Origin of the sequence: Pseudomonas moraviensis subsp. stanleyae (genome assembly GCF_036283065.1) — a bacterium.
Taxonomy (GTDB): domain Bacteria; phylum Pseudomonadota; class Gammaproteobacteria; order Pseudomonadales; family Pseudomonadaceae; genus Aquipseudomonas; species Aquipseudomonas stanleyae.
Genome location: NZ_JAADJI010000017.1, coordinates 36,287 through 53,116, shown reverse-complemented (window position 1 = coordinate 53,116; position 16,830 = coordinate 36,287). Strand labels below are relative to the sequence as shown.

General features: G+C 58.7%; 16 protein-coding genes and 1 pseudogene. 3 read left to right on the top strand and 14 right to left on the bottom strand.

The window, feature by feature from the left end; genetic code table 11:
• Window positions 1-90: 90 nt before the first annotated feature.
• The 3 genes and pseudogenes from GXB78_RS28245 to GXB78_RS26370 form a co-directional block, all read right to left on the bottom strand.
• Window positions 91-954 (bottom strand): methyl-accepting chemotaxis protein, encoded by an 864-nt coding sequence (locus GXB78_RS28245; protein WP_408005160.1) that lies wholly within the window; start codon window positions 952-954, stop codon window positions 91-93.
• Window positions 946-1,716: pseudogene (locus GXB78_RS28240) on the bottom strand (MCP four helix bundle domain-containing protein); the annotation flags it as partial. The gene GXB78_RS28245 and the pseudogene GXB78_RS28240, both read right to left, overlap by 9 nt.
• A 137-nt stretch (window positions 1,717-1,853) precedes the next feature.
• Window positions 1,854-2,900 (bottom strand): amidohydrolase family protein, encoded by a 1,047-nt coding sequence (locus GXB78_RS26370; RefSeq protein WP_329517622.1) that lies wholly within the window; start codon window positions 2,898-2,900, stop codon window positions 1,854-1,856.
• Between the two features lie 129 nt (window positions 2,901-3,029).
• Between GXB78_RS26370 and GXB78_RS26365 the strand changes: the two genes are divergently transcribed.
• Both GXB78_RS26365 and GXB78_RS26360 read left to right on the top strand, forming a co-directional pair.
• On the top strand, window positions 3,030-3,446 hold the full coding sequence (locus GXB78_RS26365; protein ID WP_042607595.1) for an OsmC family protein: 417 nt from the start codon (window positions 3,030-3,032) through the stop codon (window positions 3,444-3,446).
• 61 nt (window positions 3,447-3,507) lie between these two features.
• Window positions 3,508-4,374: a pirin family protein gene (locus GXB78_RS26360; RefSeq protein WP_329517621.1), complete on the top strand. Its 867-nt coding sequence runs from the start codon at window positions 3,508-3,510 to the stop codon at window positions 4,372-4,374.
• Between the two features lie 195 nt (window positions 4,375-4,569).
• On the opposite strand, the gene GXB78_RS26355 is transcribed toward GXB78_RS26360, so the two are convergent.
• From GXB78_RS26355 to GXB78_RS26340, 4 genes are all read right to left on the bottom strand, one after another.
• Window positions 4,570-5,298 carry a dienelactone hydrolase family protein gene (locus GXB78_RS26355; protein ID WP_329517620.1) on the bottom strand — a complete coding sequence of 243 codons (729 nt, stop codon included), beginning with the start codon at window positions 5,296-5,298 and terminating at the stop codon, window positions 4,570-4,572.
• A gap of 69 nt (window positions 5,299-5,367) precedes the next feature.
• Window positions 5,368-7,272 carry a molecular chaperone HtpG gene (gene htpG / locus GXB78_RS26350; RefSeq protein ID WP_329517619.1) on the bottom strand — a complete coding sequence of 635 codons (1,905 nt, stop codon included), beginning with the start codon at window positions 7,270-7,272 and terminating at the stop codon, window positions 5,368-5,370.
• 81 nt (window positions 7,273-7,353) lie between these two features.
• Window positions 7,354-7,806 carry a PaaI family thioesterase gene (locus tag GXB78_RS26345; protein WP_016773686.1) on the bottom strand — a complete coding sequence of 151 codons (453 nt, stop codon included), beginning with the start codon at window positions 7,804-7,806 and terminating at the stop codon, window positions 7,354-7,356.
• On the bottom strand, window positions 7,803-8,279 hold the full coding sequence (locus GXB78_RS26340; RefSeq protein WP_329517618.1) for a PaaI family thioesterase: 477 nt from the start codon (window positions 8,277-8,279) through the stop codon (window positions 7,803-7,805). The genes GXB78_RS26345 and GXB78_RS26340 overlap by 4 nt, the downstream gene beginning before the upstream one ends.
• Before the next feature lie 158 nt (window positions 8,280-8,437).
• Between GXB78_RS26340 and GXB78_RS26335 the strand changes: the two genes are divergently transcribed.
• Entirely contained in the window at window positions 8,438-8,674 is a 237-nt protein-coding gene (locus GXB78_RS26335; RefSeq protein ID WP_007959016.1) for a hypothetical protein, read from the top strand.
• A 62-nt stretch (window positions 8,675-8,736) separates the two neighbouring features.
• On the opposite strand, the gene GXB78_RS26330 is transcribed toward GXB78_RS26335, so the two are convergent.
• The 7 genes from GXB78_RS26330 to odhB all read right to left on the bottom strand — a co-directional run bounded on the left by GXB78_RS26330 (window position 8,737) and on the right by odhB (window position 16,823).
• The gene (locus GXB78_RS26330) at window positions 8,737-9,138 is read right to left on the bottom strand and encodes an MAPEG family protein (RefSeq protein WP_329517617.1); all 402 of its coding nucleotides are present in this window, start codon (window positions 9,136-9,138) and stop codon (window positions 8,737-8,739) included.
• Window positions 9,138-9,875, bottom strand: a complete 738-nt coding sequence (locus GXB78_RS26325; RefSeq protein WP_329517616.1) for a DUF599 domain-containing protein — start codon at window positions 9,873-9,875, stop codon at window positions 9,138-9,140. The genes GXB78_RS26330 and GXB78_RS26325 overlap by 1 nt, the downstream gene beginning before the upstream one ends.
• A 266-nt stretch (window positions 9,876-10,141) precedes the next feature.
• Window positions 10,142-11,455 carry a branched-chain amino acid transport system II carrier protein gene (brnQ, locus tag GXB78_RS26320; protein WP_041479558.1) on the bottom strand — a complete coding sequence of 438 codons (1,314 nt, stop codon included), beginning with the start codon at window positions 11,453-11,455 and terminating at the stop codon, window positions 10,142-10,144.
• A 361-nt stretch (window positions 11,456-11,816) separates the two neighbouring features.
• Entirely contained in the window at window positions 11,817-12,701 is an 885-nt protein-coding gene (sucD, locus tag GXB78_RS26315; protein WP_016773680.1) for a succinate--CoA ligase subunit alpha, read from the bottom strand.
• Window positions 12,701-13,867, bottom strand: a complete 1,167-nt coding sequence (sucC, locus tag GXB78_RS26310) for an ADP-forming succinate--CoA ligase subunit beta (RefSeq protein ID WP_016773679.1) — start codon at window positions 13,865-13,867, stop codon at window positions 12,701-12,703. The genes sucD and sucC overlap by 1 nt, the downstream gene beginning before the upstream one ends.
• Before the next feature lie 184 nt (window positions 13,868-14,051).
• Window positions 14,052-15,488, bottom strand: coding sequence for a dihydrolipoyl dehydrogenase (gene lpdA, locus GXB78_RS26305; protein ID WP_042607587.1), 1,437 nt, complete (start codon window positions 15,486-15,488; stop codon window positions 14,052-14,054).
• Between the two features lie 108 nt (window positions 15,489-15,596).
• Window positions 15,597-16,823 carry a 2-oxoglutarate dehydrogenase complex dihydrolipoyllysine-residue succinyltransferase gene (odhB, locus tag GXB78_RS26300; RefSeq protein ID WP_024012151.1) on the bottom strand — a complete coding sequence of 409 codons (1,227 nt, stop codon included), beginning with the start codon at window positions 16,821-16,823 and terminating at the stop codon, window positions 15,597-15,599.
• Between the last annotated feature and the right edge of the window lie 7 nt (window positions 16,824-16,830).

Sequence of the window (16,830 nt, the reverse complement as noted above, 5' to 3'; positions counted from 1 at the left end):
CGCCTGCTTAGCCAACCTTTCCAGTGGCTGACACTGCGCTTTCGCGAGCAGGCTCGCTCCCACAGGTTTTAATTGCAGTCGATTGCTCGGTCAGACCGAAAACCGCGCCACCATCCCGTTAAGATCCACCGCCAACTTCGACAACTCCTGACTCGCCGCACTGGTCTGATTGGCCCCCGCCGAGGTCTGCATCGCCAGGTCACGAATGTTCATCAGATTGCGATCCACCTCGCGCGCCACTGCGGCCTGCTCTTCCGAGGCACTGGCGATGACCAGATTGCGCTCGTTGATCAAGGTAAACGCCGAGGCGATTTCCTCCAGAGCCGAACCTGCGCCCTTGGCCAACTCCAGGGTCGAGCGCGCCCGGGCGTTGCTTTGCTGCATCGAGCTGACCGCCGAATCGGTGCCCTGCTGAATCCCGCCGATCATTTGCTCGATTTCCTGGGTCGACTGCTGGGTGCGATGAGCCAAGGCGCGCACTTCATCGGCAACCACCGCAAAACCACGCCCGGCATCGCCGGCGCGTGCCGCTTCGATGGCGGCGTTGAGCGCGAGCAGATTGGTCTGTTCGGCGATCGACCGAATCACGTCCAGCACCTTGCTGATGCCATGAACCTTTTGCGCCAGCGCCTCAACTTGCGCCGCATTATTGGTGACGTCGCCGGCGAGAAACTCGATCGACGTCACCGTCTGCTGCACCTGCTCGCGCCCTTGCCGGGCAATGCGGTCGGACTCGCGGGACGCTTCGGACGTGGCGACAGCGTTGTTCGCCACCTCTTCCACCGCCGCTGTCATCTGATTGACCGCGGTCGCGGCCTGTTCGATTTCCTGGCTCTGCTGGTGCAGGCCGCGAGTGGCGTCTTCGGTGACACTGCTCAACTCTTCCGCCGCCGAGGCCAACTGCGTGGACGACTCGGAGATCCGCCGAATCGTGTCACGCAGATTGTGCTGCATGCTTTTCAGCGCTTGCAGCAGGCGCGCCGGCTCATCTTTGCCAGCGATGTGAATGTCACCGGTCAAATCCCCGCCAGCCACCACTTCAGCCACGCTGAGCGATTGCGACAATGGCACGACGATGCTGCGTGTCAGCAGCAATGCCAGGCCGATGGTGATCAGCGCAGCCATGGCGATCATCACCCCGACCCACAGCCGCGACTGGCTGAATACCAACCGTGCAGCCTCGGTGGCCAGGTTGGCATTGTGTTTATTCAACTCGACCAGCTGACGCAGGGTGGCGGCGATCTCGTCTGCCAATGGGCTCATCTGATCATTGAGAATCGCCGAAGCGTCTGCCACCCGATTCTGCGCTGACAGCTGCAGGACTTGCGCCTGCAGTTCCAAGTATTTGTGCTCGGCAACCTTGAAGCGCTCGAACAGCGCGCGCTCTTCAGGCAAAGCGATCAACACGTCATAGCGTTGCTGCGCTTCGCTCAAGCCACTGCGCAGTTCGTTGAGCTTGGCGACGTTCTGTTCCAGGGCCTTGGGGTCACGGTTGAGCAGCAGGCGCATGGTCAACGCGCGCAGTCGCAGCATGTCCTGACTCATTTCACCGACGGCCATCACGCTTGGCAGCCAGTTGTTGTCGACTTCATCGGACTGCGCACGCATGTTCGACATTTGCAGCAAGGCGAACGCGCCAAGGGCAAACACCATCAAGGCCAGCAGGCCGAAACCGATACCGGCGCGCGGGGCAATATTGAGACTGCGGATATTCATGACTCTGGCTCCTTCCAAAAAGCGCTGCATCACCTGCAGCGGGTTGCTTTAGAAGGTATCGGCATTGCCCTGAAAATGCGTAAGACGAATAGGCGCCAGGCAGACGAGCGGCTGGTTCGAACCCAAGATTTGACGTTTCAGCGCTGATCCGCGGTTTTGCCTGTGCCGCGCGGCAATATCGCCAGGAAGTTATCCCGCGCTACTTTGCGCGCGACCGCTTCCGGCAAGGCATCGAGAAATGGCTTGTAGCTGTGCATCTCCTGGCCGAGCTTGTTGAACCTTCCTACAACGTCAGAGCCAAGCATGAAGCGTTCGGGATATTTCTCCACCAGCGCCAGCCATTCCGCACGCGGCTTGCCCTGCTCGTCCAGCAGGTACGGCGTGAGCATGCTCCACGACAGGTCGATGAACAGATTCGGATAGGCCTCCAGCATGCGCGTCAGGGTTGGCAACAGAAACGGCAATTGCTTTTGATGCCGATGAATTTCCGCGCTAGTGCCGGCATGGGCCCAGATGAAGCGTGTGTGCGGATGATTGCGCAGCGGCTCTTCGACTTCCTTCAGGTACAGCGGATTTTTCTCACGCTTGGAGGTGATGTTGGAATGCAGCATTACCGGCAGATCGTTTTCAGCGGCGAGGTGATAGATCCTGGTCATTGCCTCGTTGTTGGCCCGGGGCGTGTCGCCGGAGGTCAGCGCGGTCAGATCATCGTGCCGGGTGAACACCTCGCCAATGCCCTGCCACAACCCCGGATACAGGTCGAGCATGCGCTGGATGTGCGCGGCAGAGTTCTTGTCGTTGGGATTGAAGCCGGACAGGAACGGATGAAAGTACTGGCGCTGCTCCGGCGCGAGTTTCTGCACCGCGTCGGCGATGATCACGTCAGTGGCGCTGTACCAATAGGCATCGGCATCATCACCGGCGTAGTAACGCGGCCGCTTGGGTTCGTCTTCATGCCATTTCTTCGCCACGGGAATGCCGGAAATCATCACGTGCTCGATGGAGTTTTCCTTCATGGCCGTAAGCAATTTCTGCATGCCGGCGCTTTCCTGGAAAAAATCCACGTAATGCAGGTGCGCATCGCTGTAGGTGTATTCGCGGGCGCCGGCGCTGCCAGCGAACAGCAGCAGGCAGGCAAGACTCAGACGAGACAAGGACACAAGTAATCTCCGGCAGATGGGCATAGCCTAGACCGCGCCCGAACGACAAGGGTTCATCCCTGCGGAAAAGCGGAACGCCAACTGCCGGGAATGCTCTATAACTGCAAGGTCTGTTTTGATCGAACGATTTTTCCTGCCGCCTGTGAGGTTTCCATGACTGTCACCGTCAATACCGTCTCTGCCGAAGGTTTTCGTCATACCGTCCAGATCGACGACCACGAATTGTTTGCCGATGTACCGAAAACCGCCGGTGGTGAGGGCACCGCGCCAGAGCCGCACGACTATTTCGACGCCGCCCTCGGCGCCTGCAAAGCGCTGACCCTGAAGATGTACGCGAAGAAAAAAGACATCCCGCTGACCGGCGTGGGTGTCGAAGTCAAGCGCGACAACAGTGAAGAGCAGAAAGGCAAATACGCCCTGCATGTCACCCTGACGCTCAAAGGCGTATTGACCGACGCCCAGCGCGAGGAACTGCTGCGTGTCGCCGATCGTTGCCCGATTCACAAGCTGATGACCACCAGCGAAGTCAGCATCGAAACCCACGCGCCTCAAGGCTTCGACAGCCAATAATCCTCCCGATGCCAGCGGCGGGTTATGCTTCTGGCATCACCCGCTCAGCCTGGAATGCACCATGGACACGCCACTCCTGATCATCCGCCCGCGCGCCGAAGACGTCGAAGGCCAGCCGATCCTGCGCCCGCTGCCGTCAGCCAAATGCCGCAACGTCGGACCTTTCGTGTTTTTCGACCACATGCTCGAGACGATTTATCCGACGGGCAAAGGGATGGACATCCGACAGCATCCGCACATCGGTCTGTCGACCCTCACCTATTTGTTTGAAGGGCAACTGCAGCACAAGGACAGTCTGGGCTCCGATCAGGTGGTCGGTGCCGGCGACGTCAGCTGGATGACCGCTGGCAGCGCCATCGCCCACGTCGAGCGTACACCTGCGCCGCTGCTCGCCGAGACCTTCACACTGCACGGCTTGCAAGTCTGGCTGGCCTCGCCCAAGGAGCACGAACAGGGCCTGGGGCATTACAGTCATCACCCGGCAGCGACGTTGCCGCTAAGCGATAACCTCGGTGTGCAGATTCGCATGATTGCCGGGTCAGGCTTTTGCCTAAAATCGCCGGTGCCGGTGCTTTCTCCTACGCTGTATGCCGAAGTGAAGATGCAGACAGCGACCACCCTGCTGATTCCCAGCGAGCATGAAGAACGCGCGGTGTATGTATTGAGCGGCGATGCGCAGTTGAATGGCGAGGCGGTTGAGCCGCATGCGCTGGTGGTGTTGCCGGTTGGCGAAGAAATGAGTCTGTTTGCTGAAAGCGATGTGCACGCGGTGGTGTTCGGCGGCGCGCCGCTGGACGGGCCGAGGCGGATCAACTGGAATTTCGTCGCCAGCGATCCAGCGGCGATTGATGAAGCGCGGCGCAAGTGGGCGGCCGGGGACTGGCCGACGGTGCCGGGGGAAGTCGAGCGAATCGAACTACCGCGCTAGGCCGCTTACCCTCACCCCAGCCCTCTCCCAGAGGGAGAGGGAGCCGACCGAGGTGTCTTGCGTTATACATCGACCTGAAAAGTATCGGCGTTTATGGATTCGCCTATTCACGTTCAGGTCGACGTCACTCCCGAGCATCCCCCAATCAGTCCCCTCTCCCTCCGGGGGAGGGCTAGGGTGAGGGGCTTTTCGCTTTTAGCCGTTGAACACCTCATCCAGCAAATCATGCATCGACTTGAACGCGCGCTTGGCGGTCTTTTCGTCGTACATCATTTTGCCCGGGACATTGGCGTGCGGATCGGTGAACGAGTGCACCGCACCGCCATAGCTGAGAAGTTGCCAGTCGACCTTAGCCGCGTTCATTTCATCTTCGAACGCTGGCAGTTGCTCCTTCGGCACCAACGGATCGGACGCGCCATGCAGCACCAGCACCGAGCCCTTGATGTTCTGTGCATCCGCCGGATTCGGCGAATCCAGCGTGCCGTGGAACGACACCGCCGCTTTTACCGGCGCGCCGGTGCGGGCCAGGTCCAGCGCACAGCAACCACCGAAGCAGAAACCGAACACCGCCAGTTTCGAGGTATCGACCGCCGCTTCGCCCTGGCTTTGCAATTGCTCGAAGGCCACTTGCAGACGCTTGCGCAGCAGCGCGCGGTCGTCCTTGAGCGGCATCATCGCTGCCAGCGCCTGATCAGCGTTCTGCGGACGCACGGTCTGGCCGTAGACATCCGCGATCAATACAACATAACCCTTGGCCGCCACCGCTTTGGCGATGTCTTCGGCACCGGCGCTGACGCCCATCCAGTTCGGCGCCATCAGCAAACCCGGGCGCGCGGCCTTGTGCTCGGCGTCGAACGCCAGGCGACCTTCATAGGCTTGGCCGTCAATCTGATAGACCACGGAACGTACAGTGACTTGGCTCATTTCTGACTCCTGATTGTGTAGACACCAGAACGAAAAAACCCGCCGAAGCGGGTTTTTCCTACAACGTGATCAAACCGACAGTTCAACCAGCAGCTTGTTCAGACGGCGCACGTAAGCGGCCGGATCCTTCAAGCTGTCGCCCGCGGCCAGGGCAGCCTGATCGAAGAGGATGTGCGACAGATCGCCAAAACGCTCTTCGCTCTGCTCGCCATCGAGTTTCTCGATCAGCGGGTGGCTTGGGTTGAATTCGAAGATCGGCTTCGAATCCGGGACTTTCTGCCCGCTGGCTTCGAGGATCTGGCGCATTTGCAGGCCCAGGTCCTGTTCGCCGATGGCCAGAATGGCTGGCGAATCGGTCAGACGATGGGATACACGCACCTCGGCCACGGAATCGCCCAGTGCGGTTTTCAGACGCTCGACCAGACCTTCCTTGGACTTGGCGACTTCTTCCGCAGCTTTCTTGTCCTCTTCCGAGTCCAGGTTGCCCAGATCAAGGTCACCACGTGCCACGTCGACAAAGGTCTTGCCGTCGAACTCGCTGAGGTAGCTCATCAGCCACTCGTCGATGCGGTCGGTCAGCAGCAGCACTTCGATGCCTTTCTTGCGGAAGACTTCCAGGTGCGGACTGTTCTTGACCTGCGCGTAGGTTTCGCCGGTGAGGTAGTAGATCTTGTCCTGACCTTCCTTGGCGCGGGCCAGGTAGTCAGCCAGACCGACAACCTGCTCACCATCATCGCCCTGGGTCGATGCGAAACGCAGCAGACCGGCAATTTTCTCTTTGTTCGCGAAGTCTTCCGCCGGGCCTTCTTTCATGACCTGACCGAAGTTTTTCCAGAAGCCCTTGTATTGCTCCGGCTCGTTCTTCGCCAGTTTTTCCAGCATGTCGAGCACACGCTTGGTCAGCGCGGTTTTCATCGAATCGATGATCGGGTCTTTCTGCAGGATCTCACGCGACACGTTCAGCGACAGGTCGTTGGAATCGACCACACCTTTGATGAAGCGCAGGTACAGCGGCAGGAACGACTCGGCCTGATCCATTACAAACACGCGCTGCACGTACAGCTTCAGGCCCTTCGGCGCTTCACGCTGGTACAGGTCGAACGGCGCGCGGGCCGGCACGTATAGCAGCGAGCTGTACTCGAGCTTGCCTTCGACCTTGTTGTGGCTCCACGACAGCGGATTCTCGAAGTCGTGAGCGATGTGTTTGTAGAACTCCTGGTATTCCTCGTCCTTCACCTCAGTGCGCGGACGGGTCCACAGGGCGCTGGCGCGGTTGACGGTTTCCCATTCAACGGCCGGAGCCTCTTCGCCTTCGGCCGGAGTGACTTCCTTCGGCAGTTCGATCGGCAAAGCGATGTGGTCGGAATACTTCTTGATGATGTTGCGCAGACGCCAGCCATCAGCGAATTCGTCTTCACCGGATTTGAGATGCAGGACGATGCGGGTGCCGCGCTCTGGCTTGTCGATGTTGGCGACTTCGAACTCGCCCTCGCCTTTCGACGACCAGTGCACGCCTTCGCTGGCATCGGTGCCGGCGCGACGGCTGTAGACATCAACCTTGTCAGCAACGATGAAGGCCGAGTAGAAGCCGACACCGAACTGGCCGATCAGGTGCGAATCTTTCTTCTGATCGCCGGACAGGTTTTTCATGAAATCGGCGGTGCCGGATTTGGCGATGGTCCCCAGGTGGGTGATCACATCGTCACGGTTCATGCCGATACCGTTGTCTTCGAGGGTGACGGTCTTGGCGTCCTTGTCGAAGCTCACACGGATTTTCAGCTCAGCGCCACCTTCGAGCAACTCAGGCTTGGCCAGGGCTTCGAAGCGCAGCTTGTCGACGGCGTCAGAGGCGTTCGAGATCAATTCGCGAAGGAAAATTTCCTTATTCGAATACAGCGAATGGATCATGAGGTGCAGCAGCTGCTTTACCTCGGTCTGGAAGCCCAGGGTTTCCTTTTGAGTTTCCACACTCATGGTCATCAAACTCCAATCAGATGGCATTGGCCGCGACCCGAATGGTCTGCGGCGGGTTGTCATCTGAGTTGGGGGCGCTGTTCAGGATTTCAAGGGCTCATCGATTTTGAAGTGCGCGCGGGCGGTGGCGATCGGTTCGGCCTCGGTACTCTGCCAGGCAGTGACTGCGACATTAGCCACGCGACGCCCCTGACGGCAGACCTGACACCTGGCCCAAGTGTCGCGAAACTGCCCGGCGCGCAGGTAATCGAGGGAAAAATCGATGATCTTCGGCACACCCGGCGTGCCGGTGAAAATCAGCAAATGCAGGGCTGCGGCCAGCTCCATGAAGCCGGCAATCACGCCGCCGTGGATCGCCGGCAATAAAGGGTTACCAATGTTGTCCTTGTTCGCCGGCAGCTTGAACAAGAGCTCATCGCCAACGCGCGAACATTCGATACCGATCAGCCCGGCATAAGGGATCAATGCCAGAAGTGGCGCGTAATCGCCCTGAGCGTGGGCCTGTTGCAGCTGCTCCCTGAGGTCATTGCTCATTTTCCGGCTCCCTTGATCGCGCCTGCGAAACCTTTGCTGCCTTTCAGGCCAGTGCCCATGCGCATGAATGTCCCGACGACGTGGGCAATCGGTTGCTCGGGATCGTCCTGGTAAGCGAAACCACGGGCAAAGATCACGTCGGTGGTGACGCGGTAGCACTGGGCAAAGCCATACACGGCTTTGTGCGGCTCGGCGGCGTGCATGTAGTCGATGCGCAGATCAAGGGTCGGACAGACTTCGAACTCCGGCAGTACGCACAAGGTCGACATACCGCAGGCGGTGTCCATCAACGACGTGATGGCGCCGCCATGGATGACTCCGGTTGCGGGATTACCAACGATTTTTTCGCTATAGGGCAGGATCACTGTCAGGCCTTCGCTGGAGGCACTGTGTACCTGCAGACCCAAGACCTGACAGTGGCGCAATGCCGATAAAAAGCGCGTCGCGCGCTCAAAAACGGGGTTTTCGGCCATGTGATAATTACTCGCGTTTGGGCCTTGTGCCAGTAGTGAGAAAAGCGGCAAAAGTTCCGTGATAAAACAAACTTATATATCTGAAACAAATGAGGAACTTAACGCGTAGCGGCGAGTTCTTAAGGCCAGTAGTTATTTTCCATAAGGAGATACACCCCATGCGTAAGACTTTAGCTATTGCCTTGATGTTGACCGCTTCCCTCGGTCTCGCTGCCTGCGATAAAAAATCCGAGGACAAAGCTCAAGATGCCAACCAACATGCTGAGCAAGCTCAGCAAGACATGAACAAAGCTCAGGATAAAGTGAACGACGCAGCAAAAGAAAACGCCGAAGCTGCCAAAGCTCAGGCTGAATCGAACGCCGCTGCTCAAGAAGAAGCCGCCAAAAAGCAATAAGCTTTCTGGTGTGAAAGAAAACCCGCCAAGTGCGGGTTTTCTTTTGCCTGGGATTTACCGGTTTAGAGCAACACGGTTCTAAAAGTCGGACTAATCATCAGCAACAACGAACAGACGAAGCCAACTAGCCAAATCAGGCTGCGTAACTTCGGCAAATCGCCCAGGTAGAACCACAAATAGAAGATCCGCGAGATCACGAAGATGATCGCCAGCGCATCGATCAGCCAGCCTGCGGTTTGCGTGGTGTGGGCCATCAGCACACCGACGGCGAACAGGATAAAGGCTTCGATACTGTTCTGATGGGCCGCCAGCGCCCTCGCACCGAAGCCGGTCAACTGTGCCTGCTGCTGGCGAGGCTGGTGATTGTCATACCCGCCCTGCTCTTTCATGGCCTTGGCCACCGGCATGCGCGCCACGTAGATCAATAAAGCACTGATAAACACACACCAGAACGGAATACTCATCAAACAGCCTCTTTGTTCGCCTCAGGGACGGGCGCCTCTGTAGGGGTATAGACCATGACATCGAGAACGTCGGAATGAAACTCGCGGCGATACAAAACCACCACGACTCCCGCGCTCATGATCATGAACAGCCACGGGCTGACGAACCAGGCCAGCATGCTCATGCCGAAGTAATAAGAACGCAGGCCGAAGTTGAATTGGTTGGCCGCCATCGAAATCACCCGCGCTGCCCGCGCTGCGAACGCCTTGCGCTCCTGCTCGGTGACCTGACGCTCACCGATCATCGGTGCCGAACCGACCAGAATCGCCGCGAAGTTGTACTGCCGCATGCACCAGCTGAACGTGAAGAACGCATAGACGAACACCAGCGCCAGACAGAGCAACTTGATCTCCGACATGCCCTGCGACGCCTGCTGCACCATCGGAATATCCGCCAACAACGACACCGCCCTTTCCGACGCACCGAGTACGGTGAGAATACCGGCGAGGATGATCAACGTGCTGGAGGCGAAGAACGAGGCGTTGCGCTCAAGGTTGCCGATCACGCTGGCGTCGGCGATGCGGTTGTCACGCAGCAGCATGCGGCGCATCCAGTCTTCGCGGTACAGGTGCAACACACTGGCCAGACACGCCGTATCGCGAGCCTTCCAGGTGGCATAACGGGTGTAACCGCCCCAGCAGATGACAAACCAGACAGCGGCGAGCAGGTGGATCAGATTGGCTTGGATGAACGACATGCAATTCCTTGTGAAATGTGATCACGGTATGAATGACCTGTGGGAGCGAGCCTGCTCGCGAAAGCGGCGTTCCACCGAACACTGATGGCGGCTGACACAACGCATTCGCGAGCAGGCTCGCTCCCACATAACGATTTCGGCAACCCTTCGACGTTAGCTCAGCAAAAAAGACACTGCCTCACACGCATAAAAAATGCCCCGTATCGATTGATACGGGGCATTTCTGTTTAACCGTGCTCGACCCACTTGTGGCGGGTCATATCACGTCAGGCAGTGACTTCGCTGCGCTTGCCCAGCAAGCGATCGCACACCACGGCGACCACCAGGGTCATCACGCACGGCACCAGCCACGCCAGCCCCTGCTCGCTCAACGGCAGATGGGTAAGCTGAGTCGGCATCCAGTCGGCCAGACCAGCGCCTTTCAACGCGTCGATGGTGCCGAACAGGAACGAGACCAGCATCACCGGGCCAAGAATGCGCCCGTGCTCATGCCAGAAATCCTTGCAGAAGCTCAGTGCGACCAGAACGATGCACGGCGGGTAGATCGCAGTGAGCACCGGAATCGAGAACGCAATGAGCTTGGTCAGACCGAGGTTGGAGACCAGCAGCGAGAACGCCGCGAGGATAATCACCAGAGTCTTGTAGGACAGTGGCAGCACACGGCTGAAGTACTCAGCGCAGGCGCAGGTCAGGCCGACCGCCGTGACCAGACACGCCAGCGAGATCAGTACCGCAAGGAAACCACTGCCCAGCGAACCGAAGGTGTGCTGCACGTAGGCATGCAACACCGCCGCGCCGTTGGTGGCGCCGACCGCGACCTCATGGCTGCCGGAACCGAGGCGGAACAGGCTGACGTAGACCAGTGCCAGACCGACACCGGCAATCAGCCCGGCGATGATCGCGTAACGGGTTATCAGCGCCGGAGACTCGACGCCACGGGAGCGGATCGCGTTGACGATAACGATGCCAAACACCAGCGCGCCGAGGGTATCCATGGTCAGGTAACCATTGATGAAGCCCTGAGAGAACGGCGCCGCCACGTATTCCGGCGTGCCGTGACCGATGTCACCCGCCGGCAAGGCGAATGCGGCAATACCCAGCACTGCCAGCGCAATGATTTTCAGCGGCGCGAGGAAGCGGCCAACGGTATCCAGCAAACGCCCAGGGTAGAGCGAAATGAAGAACACCAGCAGGAAGTACACCGAGCTGTAGAGGAACAGCGCCAGCGGGCTCTCGCCGGTCAATGGCGCCAGACCCACCTCGAAGGATACGGTCGCGGTACGCGGAGTGGCGAACAGCGGCCCAACGGCCAGATAGCATGCCGCCGCGAGGATACCGCCGGCGATCTTGCCGATCGGACTGCTCAACGCATCCATCGCGCCGCCAACCTTGGCCAGCGCCACCACGGTGACCACCGGCAAACCAACGGCGGTGATCAGAAAGCCCAGCGCAGCCATCCAGACGTGAGGTCCGGCCTGCAAGCCGACGATCGGCGGGAAAATGATGTTACCGGCCCCGACAAACAGGGCAAACGTCATAAAACCAAGTGCCAGGATGTCCTGACCTTTCAAAACTTTCATTAAGGTAATACCACACTACTGAAATCGGAATTTAGAGGGGGATTGCCCTGTTGGATTAGGGAAATGCTGTCGATCCGTATGGGACTGACCCTTAAAGCGCGTGGCTGCCTTGTGGGCGGCGGACGCAAAAATGGCTGTCAGCCTAACGAATTCGGCTGACAAACGCACTGTTAGAGGGCGAACTATCCGATACGCGACGTTTCAGTGTCGCGTTTACATAAGAAAAGCAGCTGCAAGCTACAAGTTTCAAGCTGCAAGCTTCTATCTTGCAGCTAGCCGCTTGAAGCTTGCCGCTGCTCTGAAACGACAAAGGCCACCCGAAGGTGGCCTTTGTTGCTGGAGCTAAAAAGTCAGCCGAAGCTTACTTCTTCACTTCCCAGCCAGTCAGCTCGGCCAGGGCCTTGCCGATGTCCGCCAGCGAACGCACGGTTTTCACGCCTGCGTCTTGCAGTGCAGCGAATTTCTCGTCTGCAGTGCCTTTGCCGCCAGAGATGATTGCGCCAGCATGGCCCATGCGCTTGCCCGGAGGAGCAGTCACACCAGCGATGTAGGAAACAACCGGCTTGGTCACATTGGCCTTGATGTAGGCAGCCGCTTCTTCTTCAGCCGAACCGCCGATCTCGCCGATCATCACGATCGCTTCGGTCTTCGGGTCTTCCTGGAACAGCTTCAGGATGTCGATGAAGTTCGAACCCGGGATCGGGTCACCACCGATGCCAACGCAAGTCGACTGACCGAAACCGGCGTCAGTAGTCTGCTTCACAGCTTCGTAGGTCAGGGTGCCGGAACGCGAAACGATACCGACCTTGCCTGGCAAGTGAATGTGACCTGGCATGATGCCGATCTTGCATTCGCCTGGGGTGATCACGCCTGGGCAGTTAGGGCCGATCAGGACTACGCCCAGTTCGTCGCACTTAACTTTGGCGTCCAGCATGTCCAGGGTAGGAATGCCTTCGGTGATGCAGACGATCAGCTTGATGCCGCCGAATGCCGCTTCCAGGATCGAATCCTTGCAGAAAGGAGCCGGAACGTAGATCACGGAAGCGGTAGCGCCAGTGGCAGCTACTGCGTCTTTGACGGTGTTGAACACTGGCAGACCCAGGTGCTCGGTGCCGCCCTTGCCTGGAGTAACGCCACCAACCATCTTGGTGCCGTATTCGATGGCTTGCTGGGTGTGGAAACTACCTTGCGAACCGGTAATACCCTGGCAGATAACTTTGGTGTCTTTATTGATCAGGACGCTCATTATTTGCCCTCCGCAGCTTTGACAACTTGTTGAGCAGCGTCGGTCAGGCTGGTAGCAGCGATGATGTTCAAACCGCTTTCTGCCAGTACTTTAGCGCCCAGCTCAGCGTTGTTGCCTTCAAGGCGAACAACAACCGGGATTTTCACGCCGACTTCTTTCACAGCGCCGATGATGCCTTCGGCAATCATGTCGCAGCGAACGATGCCGCCGAAGATGTTGACCAGTACTGCCGCGACGTTCTGGTCGGACAGGATGATCTTGAACGCTTCAGTAACGCGTTCCTTGGTTGCGCCACCACCTACGTCGAGGAAGTTGGCTGGCTTGCCGCCATGCAGGTTGACGATGTCCATGGTACCCATGGCCAGACCGGCACCGTTGACCATGCAGCCGATGTTGCCTTCCAGGGCTACGTAGTTCAGTTCGAACTTGGCAGCGTGCGCTTCGCGCGGATCGTCCTGCGACGGATCGTGGAAAGCCTTCAGCTTGGGCTGACGGTACATGGCGTTGGCGTCGATGTTGATCTTGGCGTCGAGGCAGTGCAGATCGCCGTCAGCCTTGATCACCAGCGGGTTCACTTCCAGCAGAGCCAGATCGTGGTCTTTGAACAGTTTGGCCAGACCTACGAAGATCTTGGCGAACTGAGTGACCTGCTTGCCTTCCAGACCCAGCTGGAATGCCAGCTCGCGACCCTGGGATGGCTGAGCGCCAACCAGTGGATCGATAGTGGCCTTGAGAATTTTTTCTGGCGTGTCGTGAGCGATTTTCTCGATGTCCACGCCACCTTCGGTGGAAGCCATGAACACGATGCGACGGCTCGAACGGTCAACGACAGCGCCCAGGTACAGCTCTTTAGCGATATCAGTGCACGATTCAACCAGGATCTTGGTGACTGGCTGGCCATTGGCGTCAGTCTGGTAAGTCACCAGACGCTTGCCCAGCCACTGCTGTGCGAAGGCCTTGGCGTCTTCTTTGCTGCGAACCAGCTTTACGCCGCCCGCTTTACCGCGACCACCGGCGTGAACCTGGGCTTTGACGACCCACTCGTTGCCGCCGATCTTGTCGCAAGCTTCTGCTGCTGCTTCCGGGGTGTCTACTGCGTAACCAGTGGAAACTGGCAGGCCGTATTCAGCGAACAGCTGCTTACCCTGATACTCGTGAAGATTCATGCTTTTTACCGTCTTCGTTAGGTACTGCGCATTCGGCGCTGCGCTCGTTTGAGTGCCGCGCCACCTGTGACTGCTGCTTGCGTAGCTGGGCTACGCAAGACTGCGTCCGGCGGACATTCCGCGGTGAGTCTTGCTCGCAAGGCTCACGACGGGCCGCTACCGCCGTGGTTTCTTATTGTGTGTCTTAACGCTTCTTGCGGTTGGCAATGTGGATGGCGCCGCCATTCACTGCCAGAGCAGCTTCGTGCAAGGCTTCGGACAGGGTCGGATGGGAGAAAACCATCATGCCCAGGTCTTCAGCGCTGGTGCCGAACTCCATACCGATCGCGCCCTGCTGAACCAGTTCTGCAGCGCTCGGGCCAATCACGTGAACGCCCAATACACGGTCGGTCTTGGCATCGGCGATGACCTTGACGAAACCACCGGTATCGTTGGCAGCCATGGCACGGCCGGAAGCGGCGAACGGGAAGGTGCCGACGTTGACTTCAACGCCTTCGGCCTTCAGCGCCTGCTCGGTTTTGCCAACCCACGCGATTTCCGGGTGAGTATAAATAACCGAAGGGATCAAGTCATAGTTCATCTGAGCCTTGTGGCCCTTGATGCGCTCGACAACCATGATGCCTTCTTCCGAAGCCTTGTGGGCCAGCATCATGCCGCGAACCACGTCGCCAATGGCGAAGACGCCCGGTACGGCGGTGACGCAGTGGTCATCGACCGCGATGAAACCGCGCTCGTCGATTTCCACGCCGCAGTCGGCAGACAGCAGATCAGTGGTCACCGGACGGCGACCAACGGCAACGATCAGCTTGTCGAAAGTGATGGTCTGTTCGCCGTTGGCATCGGTGTAGTTGACGACAACTTCTTCACCGTTGACTTTCGAACCGGTAACACGAGCGCCCAGCTTGATGTCCAGGCCCTGTTTGGTCAGGGTTTTCAGCGCTTCCTTGGAAACAGCGGTGTCCGCTGCCATCAGGAAAGTGTCCAGCGCTTCCAGAACAACCACTTCGGAGCCCAGACGTGACCATACCGAACCCAGTTCCAGACCGATCACGCCAGCGCCGATCACGCCCAGACGTTTCGGAACGGACTGGAATTCCAGAGCGCCCGTCGAATCGACGATGACTTTCTGGTCAACCGGAGCCGGTGGAATGTCGATCGGACGCGAACCTGGCGCGAGGATGACGTTTTCCGCTTCGATGACTTCAACCGAGCCGTCCGGCTTGGTGACTTCGACTTTCTTGCCAGCCAGCAGCTTGCCGTGGCCCTGGATCGAAGTAACGCCGTTGGCCTTGAACAGGGTGGCAACGCCGCCGGTCAGGTTCTTGACGATGCCAGCCTTGCGACCAACCATCGCAGCGACGTCCATTTTGACTTCGCCGGTCGAGATACCGTGAACGTTGAAGCTCTCTTTGGCTTCCTTGTATTTCCACGAGCTGTCGAGCAGCGCCTTGGAAGGAATGCAACCCACGTTCAGGCAGGTACCGCCCAGGGCTTGCTTGCCCTCTGCGTCGGTGTACTTCTCGATGCAGGCAGTGGTCAGGCCCAACTGAGCAGCCTTGATGGCGGCTACGTAGCCACCAGGGCCGGCACCGATCACTACTACGTCAAATTTCTGCGACATTCAAAAAATCCTCTTTAGCAATAAAGCTACAAGCCGCAAGCTTCAAGCTGCAAGCCCACCCGCTCGCCTTGAGCTTGAGGCTTGTAGCTGAAAGCTTGCAGCTGCTTTTTAGATATCCAGCAACAGACGAGCCGGATCTTCCAGCAGGTTCTTGATGGTCACCAGGAAGGTCACAGCTTCTTTGCCATCGATCAGACGGTGATCGTAGGACAGTGCCAGGTACATCATCGGACGGATCACGACCTGACCGTTGATGGCCATTGGACGCTGGATGATGTTGTGCATGCCCAGAATCGCTGCCTGCGGCGGGTTGACGATCGGCGTCGACATCATCGAACCGAAGGTACCACCGTTGGTGATGGTGAAGGTACCACCGGTCATTTCGTCCATCGACAGTTTGCCGTCACGGGCTTTCTTGCCGAAGGTCGCGATGCCGCCTTCGATTTCAGCCAGGCTCATCAGCTCGGCGTTACGCAGAACCGGTACCACCAGGCCACGGTCGCTGGAAACGGCAACGCCGATGTCCGCATAGCCGTGGTAAACGATGTCGCCGCCGTCGATCGACGCGTTGACAGCCGGGAAGCGCTTCAGCGCTTCGGTGGCCGCTTTCACGAAGAACGACATGAAGCCCAGGCGTACGCCGTTGTGCGACTTCTCGAACAGGTCCTTGTACTTCGAACGCAGGGCCATGACTTCGGTCATGTCGACTTCGTTGAAGGTGGTCAGCATCGCCATGTTCGACTGTGCTTCAACCAGACGTTTGGCCACGGTGGCACGTACGCGGGTCATCGGTACGCGCTTCTCGATGCGGTCGCCGGCAGCGAACACAGGCGCAGCAGCCGAAGGAGCAGCAGCCTTGGCAGGCGCGGCAGCCGGCGCGGCTTTCTTCGCAGCAACAGCGGCAACCACGTCTTCCTTGGTCACCCGACCACCCTTGCCGGTACCGGCAACGGAAGCGATGTTGATGCCGTTTTCTTCAGCCAGCTTGCGCGCAGCCGGTGCTGCGATCGGGTCATCTTCGCCATCGGCAGCAGCCGGTGCGGCAGCGGCAGTAGCAGCCGGAGCAGCAGCGGCGGCTGGAGCAGCGGCAGCAGCGCCGCCCTCTTCGATCGAGCCCAGGACCTGGTTCGACAGAACGGTAGCGCCCTCTTCGGCAACGATTGCGCCCAGCACGCCGTCCGCTTCAGCCAACACTTCGAGAACGACCTTGTCGGTTTCGATGTCGACGATCAGGTCGTCACGCTTGACGGCCTCACCTGGTTTCTTGTGCCAGGTGGCAACGGTGCCATCGGCAACCGATTCCGGGAATGACGGGGCTTTGATTTCGATAGCCATTATCTGT

Bases quoted from the DNA above. Each gene is read 5' to 3' on its own strand.
- GXB78_RS28245 (WP_408005160.1), bottom strand. From the start codon at position 954: ATGCAGCACAATCTGCGTGACACGATTCGGCGGATCTCCGAGTCGTCC.
- GXB78_RS26370 (WP_329517622.1), bottom strand. From the start codon at position 2,900: ATGCCCATCTGCCGGAGATTACTTGTGTCCTTGTCTCGTCTGAGTCTT.
- GXB78_RS26365 (WP_042607595.1), top strand. From the start codon at position 3,030: ATGACTGTCACCGTCAATACCGTCTCTGCCGAAGGTTTTCGTCATACC.
- GXB78_RS26360 (WP_329517621.1), top strand. From the start codon at position 3,508: ATGGACACGCCACTCCTGATCATCCGCCCGCGCGCCGAAGACGTCGAA.
- GXB78_RS26355 (WP_329517620.1), bottom strand. From the start codon at position 5,298: ATGAGCCAAGTCACTGTACGTTCCGTGGTCTATCAGATTGACGGCCAA.
- htpG (WP_329517619.1), bottom strand. From the start codon at position 7,272: ATGAGTGTGGAAACTCAAAAGGAAACCCTGGGCTTCCAGACCGAGGTA.
- GXB78_RS26345 (WP_016773686.1), bottom strand. From the start codon at position 7,806: ATGAGCAATGACCTCAGGGAGCAGCTGCAACAGGCCCACGCTCAGGGC.
- GXB78_RS26340 (WP_329517618.1), bottom strand. From the start codon at position 8,279: ATGGCCGAAAACCCCGTTTTTGAGCGCGCGACGCGCTTTTTATCGGCA.
- GXB78_RS26335 (WP_007959016.1), top strand. From the start codon at position 8,438: ATGCGTAAGACTTTAGCTATTGCCTTGATGTTGACCGCTTCCCTCGGT.
- GXB78_RS26330 (WP_329517617.1), bottom strand. From the start codon at position 9,138: ATGAGTATTCCGTTCTGGTGTGTGTTTATCAGTGCTTTATTGATCTAC.
- GXB78_RS26325 (WP_329517616.1), bottom strand. From the start codon at position 9,875: ATGTCGTTCATCCAAGCCAATCTGATCCACCTGCTCGCCGCTGTCTGG.
- brnQ (WP_041479558.1), bottom strand. From the start codon at position 11,455: ATGAAAGTTTTGAAAGGTCAGGACATCCTGGCACTTGGTTTTATGACG.
- sucD (WP_016773680.1), bottom strand. From the start codon at position 12,701: ATGAGCGTCCTGATCAATAAAGACACCAAAGTTATCTGCCAGGGTATT.
- sucC (WP_016773679.1), bottom strand. From the start codon at position 13,867: ATGAATCTTCACGAGTATCAGGGTAAGCAGCTGTTCGCTGAATACGGC.
- lpdA (WP_042607587.1), bottom strand. From the start codon at position 15,488: ATGTCGCAGAAATTTGACGTAGTAGTGATCGGTGCCGGCCCTGGTGGC.
- odhB (WP_024012151.1), bottom strand. From the start codon at position 16,823: ATGGCTATCGAAATCAAAGCCCCGTCATTCCCGGAATCGGTTGCCGAT.